Genomic DNA, 17,289 nt, shown 5'->3' with positions numbered 1-17,289 from the left:
ACTTCACCCCTCCTTGTGCTTCACGACATGCTTCAGGACCTCGGCGAGGCTCGGTGCCTCCCTGTCCCGCGGGGACATCGATGTGACCGGCAGCGGCCAGGGAATGGCGAGTTCCGGGTCGTCGAAGGCGATCGTCACGTCCTCGGCCGGATCGTGCGGGCGGTCGATCCGGTACGAGGTGTCGGCGGTTTCGGTCAGCGCCTGGAAGCCGTGGGCGCATCCCGCCGGGATGTACAGGGTCGCCTGCGTGTCGCCGGTGAGCTCGAAGGAGGCCACGTTGCGGTAACTCGGTGAGTCCGTCCGCAGGTCCACGACGACGTCGAAGATCTTCCCGTACGAGCACCGCACCAGCTTGGCCTCGCCGTTGCCGGAGCGCAGGTGCAGGCCGCGCAGTACGCCCCGGACCGAGCGGGACACGCTGTCCTGGACGAAGGCGTCCGGGTCGAGGCCCACCGAGCGGACCACGTCGGCGTCGAACGTGCGGCAGAAGAAGCCGCGCTCGTCGGCGTACGGCGTCGGCAGGAACAGGAACGCCCCGTCGATCGCCGGGACTTCGATCGCTTTCATGGTGACTCCTGCAGGGCGTGGGCGTGGCCGGCCGTCGGGAACAGGGCCGAGGTCAATGCGCCGAATTGGTGGTGGAGCTGCCGGACGGCGACCAGATTCCGCTCGGTGAGGGTCCGACGCAGCTCCGCCGACCGCTGCTCCAGCGCCCGGAATTGCTCCAGGAGCCGGTCGGCGTCGACCTCGCCAGCGGGGTGGCAGTACGCGGCAAGGCCCATCCGGGACATGAGTGCGTCGCTCTTCGCCGCATAGCTGAGTGCGAGGGTCGGCACGCCGACCTTCAGCGCGCAGACGAGGTTGTGGTAACGGGTCGCCACCACGGTGTCGGCGGCCGCCATCTCGTTCATGAGGTCGGCGAGCGAGGCGGTCTCGGCAGCGGTGACCAGCGGCGAGTCCACCGCGTCGAGGATCGAGGCGACCACCGGCGCGTCGCACGCGTCGCCGGTGAGCAGCCGGACCTGCCTGCCGTCCTCGACCAGTGTGCGGACGAAGCGAGTTGTCCCGTCGAGGTAGCGCCGGTGGATCTCCTCGGCCCGGGCACGGTCGTCGTCGCTGCCGTGGAAGTCCATGACGCCGACGCAGACCGGGCCGCCCGGCGGATCCGAGGGCGTGCCCGTCCGCGGCGTCGGCAGGGCGAAGGCGAGGTCCGGGCAGACCTCGTCGCGCGAGGTGTCCACGCCCATCTCCCGCATCGCGTCGCGGGACAGGTCGTCCCGGTAGGACCGGTACGTGGCAAGCCGCGCCGACCAGCGCACCAGGGCCCGGGTCGGCCGCTTGCCGATCGGAGCGGCGCCGACGCCGACCAGCGCGACCCGGGTGCCGAACAGCCGGCCGGACGCGCAGAGCAGGAACAGCGCGTACGGGAAGCCCCACGGCCGGAGCGGCAGGGTGGCCTCCAGGACGCCCATGCCCGGCACGATCACCACGTCGTGCCGGCGCACCCAGACGGCGGTGCGGACGGCATCGACGAGTTTGCCCAGACCCTTCCCCGTGATCGCGCCTGCCCGCGACGCGGTCCGGTACTCCCCGCGGTACCAGTGCAGCCGCGTCGCGGGGATCTTGAACCGGGCCGTGACGACCTCGGGTCCACCGCACAGCGCGTCCACGGCCGCCTCCGGGTGCTCGGCTCGGAGGTAGCCCAGTACGGCTTCCAGCGACCCGTCGTTGCCGAGGTTGCCGGAGCCCAGCAGACCGAACACCCCGACGCGCACGGGCGTCATGACTGCGTCCCCTCACGGTTCTCACGCCCGGCGACGAGGGCGTCGACGGAGACGGTGATCCGCGCGGGGTCGACCGGGGCGCGGTCCTCGACCCGCTCGCCGACGCCCGGCCGGGCCCGGCTGGTCATCCACGCGGCCAGGTGCCGGTAGCACGCGCGCCGGTCGGCCGGGGACAACGGCGCCCGCCGGATCGCGGAGGCGAAGCCCCAGACGTACTCGGCGAGCAGCCGGGGCGTCGGGTGCAGCAGGCCTGACCGGCGCGGGTCCAGGTTGACGCACCGGGAGCGCTTGGAGGGGTTCGCCCGCTCGGCACGGGTGGGATGGTCGCGGCGGAAGTACAGCAGCTCCGGCACCTGGTGGAAGGGCCCGTGCAGGACGATCTCGGCGACGAACGCGCGGTCGGCATGGTGGTAGCTGTCGTGCGGCTTCACCCGGCGCAGCGTGTCGGCGCGCATCACCCCGTAGAAGTCGTCACCACCGGGCTCGAACAGGAAACTGCGGAATCGCTCCGGCGCGTGCCGCGAGTCGGTGGCGATCTTGTACTCGTACGGGACCTTCACCTGTCCTTCGCCGTCGATGACCGCCTGACCGGAGTGGGCGAGGATCACGTCAGGCCGCTCGTCGAGGGCCTCGACGCAGCGGCGCAGCAGGTCCCGGGCGTACAGGTCGTCGTGCGAGGCCCACTTGAACAGCTCGCCGCGGCACTCGGTGAACACGTAGTTGTGGTTCGGCGCGGCGCCGATGTTCCGGGGCAGCCGCAGGTACCGGATACGGGAGTCGCGGGCCGCGTACCAGCGGCAGACGACCTGAGTCCCGTCGGTCGAGGCGTTGTCGGAGATGACCAGCTCGAAGTCCTCGTAGGTCTGGCCGAGCAGGGCGTCGAGAGCCTGGGCAAGGTACTCCTCGCCGTTGTACACGGGCAGGCCGATGCTCAGCCGGGGGTGGGCGGTCATGTCGTCCTCGCTTCGGGGGTGGTGTGGTGGTGGCCCTCGCGCAGGGCGGACCGCAACTGCAGCCACCACACGGCCGAGCCGCAGACGGTCGCGGCGGCGACGCCCCAGGCCGAGCCGACCGTGCCGGCCACGGCCGCTCCGCCGAGCCCGCCGCCGACATAGAAGGCGGACGCGAACATCTGGCAGCGCAGGCTGCGCCGGGCCGCGGCGAGCGCACGCAGCCCGGCCGCCGCGCCGGTGCCCAGGCCCGCGCCCGCGACACCGAGCGTGACCGGCACGATGAGCGTCGAGGCAGAGCTCCAGACGTCGCCGAGGACGAGCTCGCCGAGCCGGTCCGGTATCAGCAGCAGCGCCGCGCCCCACAGCAGCGCGGCGACGGCCTGCACGCCGCCAAGGGCGAGACAGAAGACGCCGAGGCGGTGCGGGGTCCGGCGCAGTACCCGTGCCGCCTCCGCGACGGTGACCAGTGAAAGACCCATCAGCACGGCCATGAACGGGCCGAGCAGAAGCTCGGCGCCCCGCACCACACCCACCGCGCCGACCCCGACGATCACGCCGAGCCCGTACGCCCGCAGTTGGCCGGCGCCGCTGACGCCGACGTTCTCGACCAGGTAGCGGCAGCCGAGGTCGCGGTGTTCGCGAAGCCACTCGCGCGCTTGGGTCATCCGGGGCCGGATGCCGGACTGGAGGCAGCCGTACGCCGCGGCCACCGCTGCGGACGCGCCCCAGGCGAGCACGAAAGCGGCCACGCTGCCCACGCGGGCCGCCACCACCATGGCGGGGACGAGCGCGACGCCCCACACGATGTCGTTGACGAAGGCCTTGCGCCCGGTGCCGGCGGCGAAGAACGCGTACCGCCAGGCGTCCTGCAACAGGAGACCCGGCAGCACGAACCCGAGGCAGGCGAACGCGGGCCCCACGCGCCCGCCGAGAACGAGGCCGGCCGCCACACAGGCCGCCCCGATGGCACCGCCGACGCCGAGCGCGGTGCCCGACGACCGGGCCACCGCCCTGCGCCAGGACCAGTCCGGCACGCCGCTGAAGCGCACCACGAGAGGGTCGGTGGCCAGGCCGCGGGAGACGCTGAGCACCACGCCGTAGGTCACCCAGGCCAGGCTGAACACGCCGAACGCGGTCAGCCCCAGCGAGCGGGCGACGTAGATCCCCACCACGAAGTTGGACAGGCTGGAGGCCGCCTGGTCGGCAAGGCCCCAGGACAGCCGGCCGAGGACGGCCCGCTTGGCGGTCCGCCGGGCGTGCCGGGCCGGGGCCGCCGCTGTCGTCGTCTTCTCCCCCTTGGTGGCCATCGGCGTCATGCCTCGATCAGCCCGGCGCCGCGCAGGGCGTCGGCCGCGACGGCGACGGTGTCGAACGGCAGCCCGGACCGCTCGGCGACGTCAAGGAGACTGCGCTCGCCGTCGGAGAGGCTGAGCACCCAGAGCATGGCCATCTGGGCCTGTTTCGCGTCGCTGCGGCCGCCGAGCGAGTCGTACAACCCGCGTCGCCCCAGCTGCGGTTCGCCGTAGGGGCTGAGGTTGACGTACCGCCGGTTGCGGTCGAGGACGGCGAACGCCTCGCGGCAGACGGCGAGGGTGTCCGCCATCGCCTCCGGCGAGACGAAGCCCGGGTTGTCGGCCGAGGTGTGGTACTCGGCGTAGCCGGCGTACGGGGTCCGGCTGAGCGAGCCCACGCCGAGATCGAACCCGGGCGAGCAGTACTGCCGCTCGTCGTAGCCGTACGGAGTGAACTCCGTGACGCGGTGCGGGCGTTGGGAGGCCGACAGCACATGCCGCATCACCCGGTCGATCTCCGCGTCGCCGCGCCTGCTCTGCTTGTACGTCAGTCGGCCCCGGTCGCCGGCGCAGGCCAGCACCAGACCGTGCTTGATCCGGTCGATCCGCTCCTGGTTGCGGGCCAGCCAGGTGATCGCCCCGATGGTGCCGGGCGCGTAGATGAACCGGTAGGTGTAGTAAGGGGTCTGCTCCGCCAGCGCGCGGGCCAGGAACGTCGCCACCGCGATGCCTGCCAGGTTGTCGTTGGCCAGTGACGGGTGGCAGGTGTGGCAGGAGACGATCACCTCGTCGGGGACCTGCCCGGGGATCACGTGCTCGGCGTAGGTGAGGTGGCCGTCCGTGAGGGTGGAGTCGATGCGCACCTCGTACTCGCCGTCCGCAAGTGCGTCCAAGGTCGCCTGGGCCAGGCAGAAGCCCCACTCCGGTTCGTAGTAACTGGTGCGGTACGGGATCCAGTTCGGGTGGTCCGGCAGGGTGTGCAGGTGCGGGCGGAGTTCGGCCAGCGGCATGGTCCGCGACACGGGCACGCTGTAGCCGAGCACGTGCAGGCTGGACGCGGCGAAGTCGACGACCCGGTTGCCGGCGGTGTCGGCGATGTACGCGTCCCGGATGTTCCACTCCTGGGGCACGGTCCAGTCGAGCACCTGCGTGCCGGTCGCCACCTCGTGCACCCGCAGCGGCAGGTACTCGCCGACGATCTCCAAGGTGGCGCGCACCCCGTCGCCGGTGATGCTCCGGCACAGCGGGTACAGCCGCTCCACCAGCGCGTGCATGTGCTCGCCGGCCGAGGGCATCGGCTGTTCGCCGGACGCGGTCATCGGCGCCACCGCAGGGTTTCGTCGACAGCGCCGGCCTCGGACGCCGCGCGCAGCACGGCCAGGCGGGTGAAGCGTTGCTCGAAGTCCTCCCGGGTCAGCCCGAACTTCCGGTAGGCGTCGGCGAGTTCGAGCGCGCCCCGCTTCACGGTCCACTCGCAGTCGAAGCCGGGCACCGCGGCGCGGAACCGGGAGAAGTCCACCCGGTAGGAGCGCGGGTCGGCGCCGGTCTCGCCGGTGATCACCACCTTCGAGCCGGAGACCGCCTCGGCGACCTGCTCGGCGATCTCGGCGACCGTGACGTTGTTGGTCTCGCTGCCGATGTTGAACGCCCGGTCGTGCACCGCTTCGCGCGGCGCGGTCAGCGCGGCCGCGAAGGCCCGTGCGATGTCGGCGGCGTGCACCAGCGGACGCCAGGGCGTGCCGTCGGACATCACCAGGACCTCCCCGGACAGCAGCGCGTGGCCCACCAGGTTGTTCAGCACGATGTCGGCACGCAGCCGGGGCGAGAAGCCGAAGGCGGTGGCGTTGCGCATGAACACCGGCGTGAAGTCGCCGTCGGCGAGCGCGTGCAGGTCGTCCTCCACCCGCACCTTGGACTCCGCGTACGGCGTCACCGGGCGCAGCGGGGCGTCCTCGGCCACCAAGTCGTCGCCGCCGGCGGCGCCGTAGACAGAGCAGGTGGACGCGTACAGGAAGCGCCGCACTCCAGCGTCCCTGGCCAGCCGGGCAAGGCGTACGGAGGCATGGTGATTGATGTCGTACGTGAGGTCCGGCGCCAGCGATCCCAGCGGGTCGTTGGACAGCGCGGCCAGGTGGATCACGGCGTCCACCCCGGCCACGTGGTCGGGCGTGACGTCCCGCAGGTCCACCCGGGGCCCCCGCGGGTCCGCGGGCGGCGGGCCAAGGACGCAGTCGGCGAACAGGCCCGAATCGAGGCCGACGACGTCGTGTCCGGCGGCCGTGAGGACCGGAGCCATCACGGTGCCCAGGTAGCCCTGGTGTCCGGTCAGCAGTACGCGCAAGGTTCAACCCCCCAGATTGAGCGTGAATTTGGTGACGGCGAACGCCTCGGCGTAGCGCGCATGGCATTCGATGCCGCGGATCCGGGCAAGGCCGAGGAAGGCTTCCCGGTCGTACCAGGGCCGGTGGCGCTGCGAGGGATAGTGCTCCTGCAGCAGCCGCACCTTCTGCTCGGCGATCTCTGTCGACAGCGGCTGGTACGCCGACGGGCGGCCGAGATCGCCGTCCCACTTGACGATCTCGTAGCCGAGCACGAGGTGGTCGCGGAACGCGGTGGTCACCAGCTTCGCCAGGCCGCGGTGGTCCTGGTGCGCGTCGTCGGTGCGCGGCGCGAGGACCAGGTCCGGCTCGCTCCGCAGGCGCAGCTCCTCGACCGAGGCCTTGGCCTCCTCCCAGTGCGCGGGCATCCGGCCGTCCGGCAACTTGAGTACGGTCAGCCGTAGTTCCGCGCCCGGGCAGAGGGCGGCGAGCGCGGCCTCCTCCTCCTGCTCCCGCTCGCTGCCACCGCCGGAGAGCACCAGCGCGTCGATGCGGATGCCGGGCTGCGCGAGGCACATCGCCAGGAGCGTGCCGCCGGCGCCGATGGCGATGTCGTCGCAGTGTGCTCCTACCGCGACGATCCGGTCCAGGGGCCCGGCCCCGAGCCGGATCATGCGCCCACCCCCGCGCCGTCGCGTTCCCACACGGCCCACGGGCGGTCGCCCCGGGCGTACGCGTCGTCGAGCGCGGCCCGCTCCTTCACCGTGTCGGTCGGCTTCCAGAAGCCGCGGTGCTGGTGCGCCACAAGCCGTCCTCGTTTGGCCAGTTGGGCACACCCGTCGGCGACCAGGTCCCCGTTCTCCGGGATGTGGTCGAAGACTTCCTGGCGGAGCACGAAGTAGCCGCCGTTCTCCCACAGCGGCAGTTCGCTCACCGCGGTGATGCCCCCCACCAGGCCGTCCTCGCCCAGGTCCACGCAGTGGAACGACGACTGAGGCGGCACCACCATCATCGACGCGCCCGCGTCGCGCCGGGTGAACTTCTCGATCATCTCCGGCAGGGGGGCGTCGGTGAGCACATCGGCGTAGTTGGCGAGGAACATCTCGTCGCCGTCCAGGTGGTGTCGCACCCGGCGAAGGCGTTCCCCGATCGGTGACTCGATGCCGGTCTGCGCGAACGTGATCGTCCAGTCGGCTATGTCGGTGGACAGCAGCTCGGTCTTCCCGCCCCGCAGCACGAAGTCGTTGGACGTCGTCTCCTCGTAGTTGAGGAAGAAGTCCTTGATGTGGTGGGCCCCGTATCCGAGGCACAGGATGAACTCCGTGTGCCCGAAGTACGCGTAGTACCGCATGACGTGCCAGATCAGTGGCCGCGGGCCGACCATCGCCATCGGCTTGGGCATGTCGTCGGACGCCCCGCTGCGCATCCGCAGCCCGTATCCGCCGCAGAACAGAACGACCTTCACGGCTTGACCTCGACAATGCTCAGTTCCGGGATGGGAAAGACCAGGCGGCCGCCCCAGTCGTGCACGAAGGACAACTGCCCGACCAGCTCGTCCCGCAGGTTCCACGGCAGGACGAGCACGTAGTCGGGCCTGTCGGCGGCTATCCGCTCGGGCGGCAGGATCGGGATGCGGGTGCCCGGGGTGAACCTGCCGTGCTTGTAGGGGTTGCGGTCGACCGTGTACGGGAGCAGGTCGGGCCGTATGCCGCAGTGGTTGAGCAGGGTGTTGCCCTTGCCGGGGGCGCCGTAGCCGACGACCCTCTCACCGCGCTCGGCCGCCTCGATGAGGAACTTCAGGAGGTCCCGGCGCACCTTGGCCACCCGGGCCGTGAACTCGGTGTACCCGGACAGCTCCCGCAGCCCGGCGGCCTTCTCCCGGGCCAGCACGTCGGCCACGCCTTGGGCCGGCTCGCCGGCGACCTCGTTCGGCCTGGCCCACAGCCGGATGGAGCCGCCATGAGTAGGCAGCAACTCGACGTCCACGAGGGTGAGTCCGCCGCCGGCCAGCGCCCGGATCGCGGACGCGACCGTGTAGTACTGGAAGTGCTCGTGGTAGATCGTGTCGTACTGGTTCTGCTCGATCAGGGTCAGCAGGTGCTGCACCTCGATGGAGACCCAGCCGTCGTCGGCGACCAGGGCGCGCAGCCCCTGCGTGAAGCCCACCACGTCGGGGATGTGCGCGTACACGTTGTTGGCCACGACCAGGTCCGCCGGGCCGTGCTCGGCGCGGACGGCCGAGCCGGTGTCCGGGCCGAGGAACGCGGTGAGTGTCGGCACACCCGCATCGCGCGCCGCCGCGCCGACGTTCACCGACGGCTCGATGCCGAGGCAGCGGACCCCCCGGTCCACCACATGCTTCAGCAAGTACCCGTCGTTGCTTGCCACTTCGACCACGAAGGCGTCGGGACCGAGACCCACCCGCTGTACGGCATCGGCGACGAAGGTGCGCGCATGCTCCACCCAGGAGGTCGAGTAGGAAGAGAAGTACGCGTACTGCGTGAACGTGTCCTCCGGGGTGATCAGCGGAGGGATCTGAGCGAGCCAGCAGTCGGTGCAGACCCGCAGGTGCAGCGGGTACGCGGGCTCCGCCTCGTCCAGTTGGTCCGCGGCGAGAAAACTCTCGCACGGCGGGGTCGCGCCGAGGTCGACGACGCTCTCCAGCGCCGCCGAGCCACAGAGTCGGCATCGTGTCATCTGTTGTCCCCATCCCCCCTGCTCGCGCGGGTGTCCCCGCCGCGAGCCTGTGCTGACCGCACCGCGATCGCGGTGCGGTACTCCTCCACCAGGCGTTCGAGGCCGACGGCCGGGCTGAACCCCTGCTCGTAACGGCTCCGGGCCGCCCGGCCCATCTCCCGGTTGCGGTCCGGCTCGGCCGCGATCCGACGCAGGCAGGACGCGAGCGAGGCCGCCTCGCCTGGCTGGTGCAGCAGCCCGGTCACTCCGTCCTCGACGAGTTCGACGAAGGCGCCGTGACCGGCGGCGACGGCCGGGACCCCGGCCGCCATCGCCTCCACGACCACCAGGCCGAACGCCTCCAGCCACGTCGAGGGAGCCACCACGGCGACCGACCGTGCGATGGCCTTCTGACACTCCGCCGTGTCGTACAGGCCGACGTAGCGCACGTCGTCCCGGCCCGCCGCCCAGGCCATCACCTCTCGTTCCAGCGGCCCCGCGCCGGCGATCACGAGCGGCACGCCCACACCGCCGCCCGTCGCGATCTCGTCCCATGCGGCCATGAGCAGCCGCACGCCCTTGGCCTCCGCGAGCCGGCCGAGAAAGAGCACGTGCTCGCCGTCGGCCGTCCGGCAAGTGCCGGGTTCCGGCACGAAGTTGTGCTTGACCGCGAGCAGCTCGGATGGCATGCCCGCCCGCACCAGGACGTCACGCTGCGCCGCGGAGATGCAGAGGAACCGCTCCACGCCCGACCACCAACGCCGGCGATTGACCGACAGGCTGATGGCGAGCGGCACCGTCGCGAGACGGGAGTTCCGGTAGCAGCCGTGCCGGACGGCGGGCAGCGGCGCCGACCCGACGCACTCGGTGCACGGCCGGCCGTCCCGCTGCAGCGTGCCGGGCGGGCAGATCTGGGTGTAGTTGTGCAGCGTGGCGACGGCGGGCACACCTGCGTCGGCGCAGGCGGCAAGCACCGCGGGCGACAGGAGCGGGAAGACGTTGTGGAGGTGCACCACGTCCGGCCGCGCGGCGTGAAGGCGGGCGGCGAGTTCCCTGCGGACCACCGGGTTCCACGGTACGAGCAGCGGCACGGCCGCCTTGCCCGGCAGGGAGCGGGTGGCGATGTCGTCGCTGCGCCGCTCGAACACCTCGACCCGGTGGCCGGCCGCGCGCAGCAGCCCGACCTCCTGGTCGACGACCTTGTTCTCCCCGCTCGGCTGCGCCGAGGAGTAGCGGTTGTGCACTACGAGGATGTGCATGCTTCAGGTCACCTCCGATCCGTTGGCCCAGCGCGGGAGATGCCGCCGAGGGACTGCGGGCGTCGATGGGGGAGCGGCCGCGGCGGGTGCCGCGAGGAGCGAGGCGGCCACGGCCAGATGCAGCAGATACGGCGAGGCGTCGCCGAGGCCGGCCTCGGTGTACGACGCGATCGCGCAGTAACTGATCAGGAAGATCGCACAGGCCCTCGACAGCGACGGTGGCCGCAGCAACGCGACGCCGGCAAGAACGATGATGATTGCTGCGACCAGCCCGATGCCGGTCAGGCCCTGCTCGTTGTAGACGGCCAGCCAGCTGTTGTCGATCGGCAGCCCGCCGAACGACTTGTCGCCCAGGCCCACGCCGAACAGCTGTTCAGAGGTCGTCCGGGGGGCCGCAAGCAGGGCGTCCCAGACCTTTTCCCGACCGGTGAGGCTGGAGAAGTTCTCCTGGCTCTGCCCGCGCAGGAACCACGCCTGCAACGCGGAGCTGAACCCCACCGCGGCCACGGTGGCGCACAGCACCGTCCACGTGAAGAACCGGCGGGCCGCCGCGCTGGTCAGGACGAGCGAGCCGATCGCCAACGCCAGCCCGACGACCAGGCCGAGCGTGGCCGTCCGGGTATGGGTCAGCGCGAGCAGGACCAATGACGGCACGACGACCACCGCCGCACTGGCCTTGTCGGTCCGGTGGCCCAGTACGAGCAGCACGGCGAGCCCGATGATCACCGCGGCGTACTGGCCGATCTGCGGCGGCGTGAGCGGCCACAACGCGCCGACGAGCCGCCCGCCGTAGAGGTCGGGCATGGCCGCGCCCGGTGAGACGACCAGGCCGGCGGCGACCGACGCGAGCACCGCGAAGTACATGCGGATGTGGTGCCGGACGAAGGTCACGCCGCCGTCCCACCAGCGGCTGAGCAACCACAGCGTGGCGACGAACAGGGCCAGCCGGGCGCACCGGAACAGCGCGCCGAACCCGGACTCCAGGTGCGCGCTGGAGATCACGCTCGGCACCAGCAGCAGGGTGAGCAGGAACAAGAAGGCGCCGGCTTGGATGCGCAGCCGGAGATTGAGAGCGAGCGCCAGAGCGAACGCGCCGACCAGTGAGCCCATGGTGACCAACTGGATGAGGGAACGGGGCAGCGGGACGATGGTCTGCGCCCCGGCGGAGCCGAGCGTGTTGAGGACCAGCAATCCCCAGATGACTCCTACGGTCCTCGGTGCGCCGGCCGGGTGCGGTTCGGCGCCGAGCCGTGCGCCCGCCGTGTCCGGTCCGCCCGGCGGCCCACCGGGCATCGGGTTCCCGTCCATCTCAACCACCGGCCCGCGGGGCGAGGGTGCTGCCCGTGTCCTGCCGGTACGGCGTGGCCTGCCACTGCCCGAAGTCGAGCACCCGGCTCGGGTCGTGGGCGACGAATTTCCACGGTCCGACGTAGACGTTGTCGTGCCAGCGGTTGTTCTGCTCGAGGGTGATCGCCTCGGCCACCCTTTCGCCCTGGTACGGCGACCAGTCGGGGTAGGTGCCGTAGTTGGCCAGCACCGCCATGCGGTCGCACTTCTCGGTGCACTTGACGACGGACGTGTCCAGTACGAAACGGTTGTCGTGGATGTCCACCCGCTGGGTCTTCCACCGGCAGTCGGTGTACAGCGGTGCGGCGGCGATCGCGGGCCTTGCACACCGGTCGGGCTTCGGCACCAAGAGCGTGCAGACACCGGACGAGGTGTTGGCCGGGCTGTTGCAGAACCGGTCGGCGTTCTCCCACAGGGTGATCCCGGACCAGTTGTTCTCCAGCACGTTCCGGGAGATCTCGATCTTGTCCGTGCGGGCTTTGATCCGCGGCTCGCCGCCGGACTCCGACACATAGACGGCCGGATAGGGGAAGGTGTCGCCGCGGTCGGCGTACTTGCGGCCCTCGACCCAGTTGTTCCGCAGGAACGTGTTGTTCCGGACGACCGCGTTGTAGCTGGTCTCGTAGATCAGCGCGGCACCGTCGTTGGCCTCAAGCACGTTGTTCTCGATGAGGAAGTCGTTGTTGTCGGTGTCCGCCCACAACCCGGTTCCACGGTTGTCGTGCACCCAATTGCCGCGTATGTCGGCGCCGTTGACGGCCCAGAACTTGACGCCTCCGGTGCAGCCGCAGCCCGGCTTCCGCCGCTCCCAGTCGTCGGTGTTGTTGGCCGCGATCTCGTTGCCCTCCACCACCAGGCCGGTGAGGGGGGCACCGGCCTTGTACGCGTTCATGCCGTACTGGCCGTTGCCGCGCAGGCAACTGTCGCGGACCTGCTGGCGGGCACCGGCCATCAGGCCGGCGCCGGAGTTGTTCTGGATCGTCGCGTGCTCGATCACCCACCCGTCGGCCGATTCATGGTTGACCACGCCCTCGTCCTGCGGCGCGACGAATCCCTCGACGGTCAGGTAACGGATGGTGACGTTGCGGGCGGCGCCGCTGAACGCGTACTGGTTGGTCTTCCGGCCGTCGAGCACCGCGCCCGGCGCGCCGAGGTAGCTGTCCCCGTCCTTGGGGATGATCTGGGCGTAGCGGTCCGCTTCGAGCGTGTGCTTGCCCGGGCGGAGCCAGAACGTGGTGTTCGGGGGGCTGTTCCTGGTCTTCGCGGCCAGGTCACCGACCACCGCCGGGTCGACCGTCACCGCTCCGGCCGGCGCGTTCGCCGGACCGGCCGCAGGCTTGGCGCACACCCGGGCCACGGACGTGGAGGGCGCACCGGACGCGGAGGGCGTACCGGACGGTTCCGCCGGAGTGTCCGATGTGCTCGTACAGCCGGTCGCCGCCAGCAGGGCCAGCGCCAGCGGTGCCGCCGTCCCTGCCCAGTGCCGCCTCTTGATTCCCACGCGCCCCCCTAGCCGCGGAACCTGAGTACGGTCGTGAACCCCTGCGCGCCGTCGGCGAAGCCGGTGCCGACCAGCGTGGTGGCGGGTTCCTTGCGCCCGAAGCCGGGGGAGTACCAGCCCAGCGGCGGGTCGCTCTCGCCGCGGTGCGCCCGCCAGCTCAACTGCCCGGGCAGGTCGAGCACCGCGGAGCGGTCCTCGCCGTCCCGGGTCCAGGTGAGCACGGCCCGGTTCCCCACGAGGTCCGCGTCGATCGTCGGGCCGAGATGGAACGCCAGGTGCACCGCCCGGCGCGGGCCGCGCACCTCGTCGACCACCCGCAGTTCCTGGCTCGCGGCGGTCAGTTCCACCTGGCGGCGGTGCACGGAGGGCTGGTAGCCGTCGTGCTCGGCACACCAGCGGGCCACCCGCCCGCCGGATGTGTCCGCGACCAGAACGCGGCTGCGGGCCTGCCGGGTCCACAGGAAGGGGCCGCCGGAGACGGACTGGTCACCGCCGTCCAGCTGCAGGGTGTTGTGGCCGAGGGTCGAACGGAAGTACTGCCGCCACTCGGGCTGCCCGTGGTAGCAGAACGTCCCCGGGTCGGCGAACACGTCGACCCCGTCGTGGCGGACCTCCACGGACAGCGCGTCCGCGTGGGCATGCGCGGCGATGGACAGGAAGCCGTGCGGACCGCCGTCGCAGCGGCACCAGATCTCCCCCGGACCGCGCAGGATGGTCATGCCCGCGTCGGCGAAATGGGCCGGTCGCTGTGCCGGGCGGGCGACGGATGATGCGGTTCCATTTTTCGGGTACGGGCGGATGAGCGCGGCGAGGAGCGGGGTGCGCACATCGGTGCCGGCCACCTCCGGCCACCAGGCGAGCCGGCCGAACACGGCGTCCCCGGTGGCCAGGAGCGAGCCCCAGCGGTCGGTGCCCGTGCCGTCCACGACCAGACCGTGCCCGTCGTCCGCGTCCCCCTGGCGCGGCGGCCGCAACCGGCCGTCCACGACGGCCGCGAGCGCGTCGGTCATCCGCAGCAGCACCAGCCGGATGGACTCGGGGACCGGCACGCCGGCGGCATCGGCTTCGGCCACCGCGACCAGGCCGAGCTCCAGCACAAGTCCGTGGTATTCGGTGGCCAGCTCGCGGTTGAGGCCGGAGGCGAAGGTGTTGGCGCGCAGGTGCCGCTCCAGCGACCGCAGCGCTGCGAATCGCCAGCGTGCCGAGCAGGGGAACCATCCGAACGCGCAGGCCGCCGCGAACTGTCCGGCGGTCTCGGCGACGACGTGGTTGTTCGCCGAGGACCCCCGGCTGGGGAAGGCGGCAAGCCAGCGCTGATGGTGCCAGATCTGGTTCACCGCCACCGGGTTGCCCTCGAAGAGCCCGGCCGCGCCCGGCCAGCCGTCGAGTAGGCGGCGGATCCACACCCAGGAAAGGAGCCGGATGCCCAGCTCGATGCCGCTCGTCCAGTGCACTCCGCGCAGCGGCGGGTTGGCCTCCCACCAGGACCTCAGATGTTCGGCCACGCGCTCGGCGTACCGTTCGTCCCCGGTGACCGCGTAGGCGGCGGCGAGCACGGTGAGGTACTGATGCCGGGACAGCTCCCAGATCTGCTTGATGTCGCCGACCGCGTCTTCGCTGCGGTACGGCACGTCGAAGGCGTAGCCGGCCGGCGCCCGGCGCCCGGTCTTCGGGTCGCTCGACCAGTCCGGGGCGGCCAGGTCGTCGCGGACCACCCCGAAGTACTCGGCGCGCCCGTACATCAGCCGGTCCGCCTCGGCGACGAGACGTTTCGCGGCGTCCGGAGGTATCGCGGCAAGCGTCCCGGCGGGCAGTACCGCCGTGAACCGGGTGCCGGAGACGCGCGGGCAGTTGGGTAACGACGACCGCCACCGCCGTCTGCGCACCGCGTCACCCACCCGGCCGCCGACCTCCCGCGGACCCATCCGGGAAAGGCGGCGCAGGTACCAGCCCGGGCTTCCCGAGATCACGGTCATCGAGCCCTCGCCAACGTCACCGGGGCGCCGCCGGCCAGGCCGGCCTGCACGGCGAGGGTGGCCGACGTGGTGGTGGCAAGCGACTCCAGCGGCACCGGCATCGGCCCGCCGGTCCGCACGGCCTTGACGAACGCGGCCAGCTCGGCGTTCTGTCCCTTGTCCCTGGCCTTGGGCAGCCGCGAACTGACCCACTTCCCGGCCCCGTACACCGAGGCACGGACGAAGTCGTCGAACCGCAGCACCCTGCCGTCCGCGAGCAGGTCGAGGGTCTCCTTGGGGAAGCCGGCCGCGCCGGTGGTGACGTAGCTGATGGTGGCGGTGGACCCGTCCGGGTAGCGCAGCACGACCTGCAGGTCCTCGTTGCCGGGCGTGGCGACCGCGTACACCGAGACCGGGTCGGCTCCGAGGAGCCAGCTCGCCGTGTCGATGAAGTGCCCGCCCTCGCCGGCGAACCGCGAGCCCTCGGTGCCCTGCCGGAGGTACCAACTGCCGTGCTGCAGGCGGCCCGCGTTGACCAGGTAGCGCAGGCTCGCCGGACCGGTCCGGGCGCCGAAGCGCTTCCTGGCCTCTTGCAGCAGCGGCGCGAAGCGGCGGTTGAAGCCCACCTGAAGCCGGTCGTTGCCGGACTCCTCCACTGCCGCGAGCACAGAAGCCAGCTCGCCCTCGGTGAGGGCGAGGGGCTTCTCCACGAACACCGTCTTGCCGGCGAGGAGCGCTCTGCGGGTCAGTTCGGCGTGCGAGCTGTGCCGGGTGACCACGAACACCGCGTCGATGGACTTGTCGCCGAGCACGGCGTCGAGGTCGGTGGTCGCCTCGGCGAAACCGAACTTCCGCTGCGCGTTGGCCGCGGACAGCGCGGTCGTGGTGACGACGGTCGACAACTCGACGCCGTGGCGCTGTGCCAGGTGCGGAAGCAGCATCGACGTCGCGTAGTTTCCCGCGCCGACGAAGGCCAGGCGTACTGGCGTCCTGGCGGCCCGGGCTGGACTCCGCTTCACGTTCACCGAGGGAACGGCCACCGTCTGAGCCTCGGCTTCCACCGTGTGTCCGGGGTACCGGAACAGCACCGCCACGGCTTTGAGATCACCGTCCTTCAGGCGCTGGTAGGTCTCGACGGCGTCGTCGAAGTCGGCGATGTGGGAGACCAGGGGCTCCACGTCGACGCTGCCGCGCGCGAGGAGACCGAGGAAGCACGCCAGGTTGCGGCGCTCGGTCCAGCGGACGTAGCCGATCGGGTAGTCCCGCCCGTCGAGCTCGTACTCCGGGTCGTAGCGCCCCGGGCCGTACGAGCGGGAGAACCGGACGTCGAGTTCCTTCTCGTAGTACGCGTTCCACGGCAGGTCCAGGCGGCACTTGCCGATGTCGACGACCCGGCCGCGGTCCCGGCAGAGCCGGGCGGCCAGCTCGACGGGCTGGTTGCTGCCGCCGCCGGCGGCCAGGTACACCTGGTCCACGCCGTGGCCGTCGGTGAGTTCGGCGACGGCGGCCTCCACGGCGGCGGACGCGGGGTCGCCGCAGACCGCGGCGCCCAGGCGTTCGGCGAGCTCGCAGCGCGCCGGGTCGGGGTCGACCCCGACGACGCGGACCCCCGAGGCGGCGAGGAGCTGCAGTACCAGCTGCCCGATCAGCCCGAGGCCGATGACCAGAGCCACCTCGCCGAGCTGCGGCTCGCCCTGACGGACGCCCTGCATCGCGATCGACCCGACGGTGCCGAAGGCCGCGTGCCGCGGCGCGAGGCCGTCCGGTACCGGGGTGTAGAGGTTCTTCGGCACCCAGTTCAGCTCGGCGTGCAGCGCGTGCTCGTTGCCGGCGCAGGCCACCAGGTCGCCGGCCTTCACGTCGTCGATCCCGGTGCCGACCTGCTCGACCACCCCGCACAGCGAGTAGCCCAGCGGTGTGTACGAGTCCAGCTTGCCCATCACCTTGCGGTAGGTGGCGGGCACTCCGTTGGTGGCCACGCTCTGCATGACCTTGGCCACCTGGTCCGGCCGGGAACGGGCCTTGCCCAGCATCGACATGCCGGCCTCGGACACCTTCATGAGCTCGGTTCCGGTGGATATCAACGAGTAGGCGGTCCGGACCAGGACACCGCCCGGCTTGCATCCCGGTACCGGCACGTCGAGCACCGCCAGCTCGCCGCTCTTGTAGTTCTGTACGACCTGTTTCACCCGAACTCCTCTGAA

14 protein-coding genes are annotated in these 17,289 nt (G+C 71.4%); all 14 read right to left on the bottom strand.

What is annotated here, in order from left to right:
* Positions 1-3 precede the first annotated feature (3 nt).
* From rfbC to ABD346_RS24930, 14 genes are read right to left on the bottom strand one after another with little or no spacing between them, the layout of a single operon-like run.
* Complete coding sequence (gene rfbC, locus ABD346_RS24995; protein WP_344377845.1) at positions 4-567, bottom strand: dTDP-4-dehydrorhamnose 3,5-epimerase; 564 nt, start codon at positions 565-567, stop codon at positions 4-6.
* The gene (locus ABD346_RS24990; RefSeq protein WP_344377844.1) at positions 564-1,784 is read right to left on the bottom strand and encodes a polysaccharide pyruvyl transferase family protein; all 1,221 of its coding nucleotides are present in this window, start codon (positions 1,782-1,784) and stop codon (positions 564-566) included. The genes rfbC and ABD346_RS24990 overlap by 4 nt, the downstream gene beginning before the upstream one ends.
* A complete protein-coding gene (locus ABD346_RS24985) occupies positions 1,781-2,737 on the bottom strand; it encodes a glycosyltransferase family 2 protein (protein WP_344377842.1) in 957 nt (318 codons plus the stop codon). The genes ABD346_RS24990 and ABD346_RS24985 overlap by 4 nt, the downstream gene beginning before the upstream one ends.
* Entirely contained in the window at positions 2,734-4,053 is a 1,320-nt protein-coding gene (locus ABD346_RS24980; RefSeq protein ID WP_381229457.1) for an MATE family efflux transporter, read from the bottom strand. Before ABD346_RS24980 ends, ABD346_RS24985 begins: the two co-directional genes overlap by 4 nt.
* Positions 4,050-5,348, bottom strand: a complete 1,299-nt coding sequence (locus tag ABD346_RS24975) for a DUF4910 domain-containing protein (protein ID WP_344377841.1) — start codon at positions 5,346-5,348, stop codon at positions 4,050-4,052. The genes ABD346_RS24980 and ABD346_RS24975 overlap by 4 nt, the downstream gene beginning before the upstream one ends.
* On the bottom strand, positions 5,345-6,370 hold the full coding sequence (locus ABD346_RS24970; RefSeq protein ID WP_344377839.1) for an NAD-dependent epimerase/dehydratase family protein: 1,026 nt from the start codon (positions 6,368-6,370) through the stop codon (positions 5,345-5,347). The genes ABD346_RS24975 and ABD346_RS24970 overlap by 4 nt, the downstream gene beginning before the upstream one ends.
* Positions 6,371-6,373: 3 nt before the next feature.
* Positions 6,374-7,021 carry a PIG-L deacetylase family protein gene (locus ABD346_RS24965; RefSeq protein WP_344377837.1) on the bottom strand — a complete coding sequence of 216 codons (648 nt, stop codon included), beginning with the start codon at positions 7,019-7,021 and terminating at the stop codon, positions 6,374-6,376.
* A complete protein-coding gene (locus ABD346_RS24960; RefSeq protein ID WP_344377835.1) occupies positions 7,018-7,812 on the bottom strand; it encodes a glycosyltransferase family protein in 795 nt (264 codons plus the stop codon). The genes ABD346_RS24965 and ABD346_RS24960 overlap by 4 nt, the downstream gene beginning before the upstream one ends.
* Positions 7,809-9,044, bottom strand: a complete 1,236-nt coding sequence (locus ABD346_RS24955; RefSeq protein ID WP_344377833.1) for a class I SAM-dependent methyltransferase — start codon at positions 9,042-9,044, stop codon at positions 7,809-7,811. The genes ABD346_RS24960 and ABD346_RS24955 overlap by 4 nt, the downstream gene beginning before the upstream one ends.
* Positions 9,041-10,282, bottom strand: coding sequence for a glycosyltransferase (locus ABD346_RS24950; RefSeq protein ID WP_344377832.1), 1,242 nt, complete (start codon positions 10,280-10,282; stop codon positions 9,041-9,043). Before ABD346_RS24950 ends, ABD346_RS24955 begins: the two co-directional genes overlap by 4 nt.
* A gap of 3 nt (positions 10,283-10,285) precedes the next feature.
* Positions 10,286-11,590, bottom strand: a complete 1,305-nt coding sequence (locus tag ABD346_RS24945) for an O-antigen ligase domain-containing protein (RefSeq protein WP_344377830.1) — start codon at positions 11,588-11,590, stop codon at positions 10,286-10,288.
* Between the two features lies 1 nt (position 11,591).
* Entirely contained in the window at positions 11,592-13,130 is a 1,539-nt protein-coding gene (locus tag ABD346_RS24940) for a right-handed parallel beta-helix repeat-containing protein (protein ID WP_344377829.1), read from the bottom strand.
* Positions 13,131-13,138: 8 nt separating this feature from the next.
* Complete coding sequence (locus ABD346_RS24935; RefSeq protein WP_344377827.1) at positions 13,139-15,106, bottom strand: heparinase II/III family protein; 1,968 nt, start codon at positions 15,104-15,106, stop codon at positions 13,139-13,141.
* On the bottom strand, positions 15,103-17,274 hold the full coding sequence (locus tag ABD346_RS24930; protein ID WP_344377825.1) for a bi-domain-containing oxidoreductase: 2,172 nt from the start codon (positions 17,272-17,274) through the stop codon (positions 15,103-15,105). The genes ABD346_RS24935 and ABD346_RS24930 overlap by 4 nt, the downstream gene beginning before the upstream one ends.
* Positions 17,275-17,289: the final 15 nt, after the last annotated feature.

Source organism: Streptomyces mauvecolor, from assembly GCF_039532965.1.
GTDB classification, from domain to species: domain Bacteria; phylum Actinomycetota; class Actinomycetes; order Streptomycetales; family Streptomycetaceae; genus Streptomyces; species Streptomyces violascens.
Note: the sequence above shows the minus strand (reverse complement) of the source record. Positions and strands in the feature narration are given on the sequence as shown.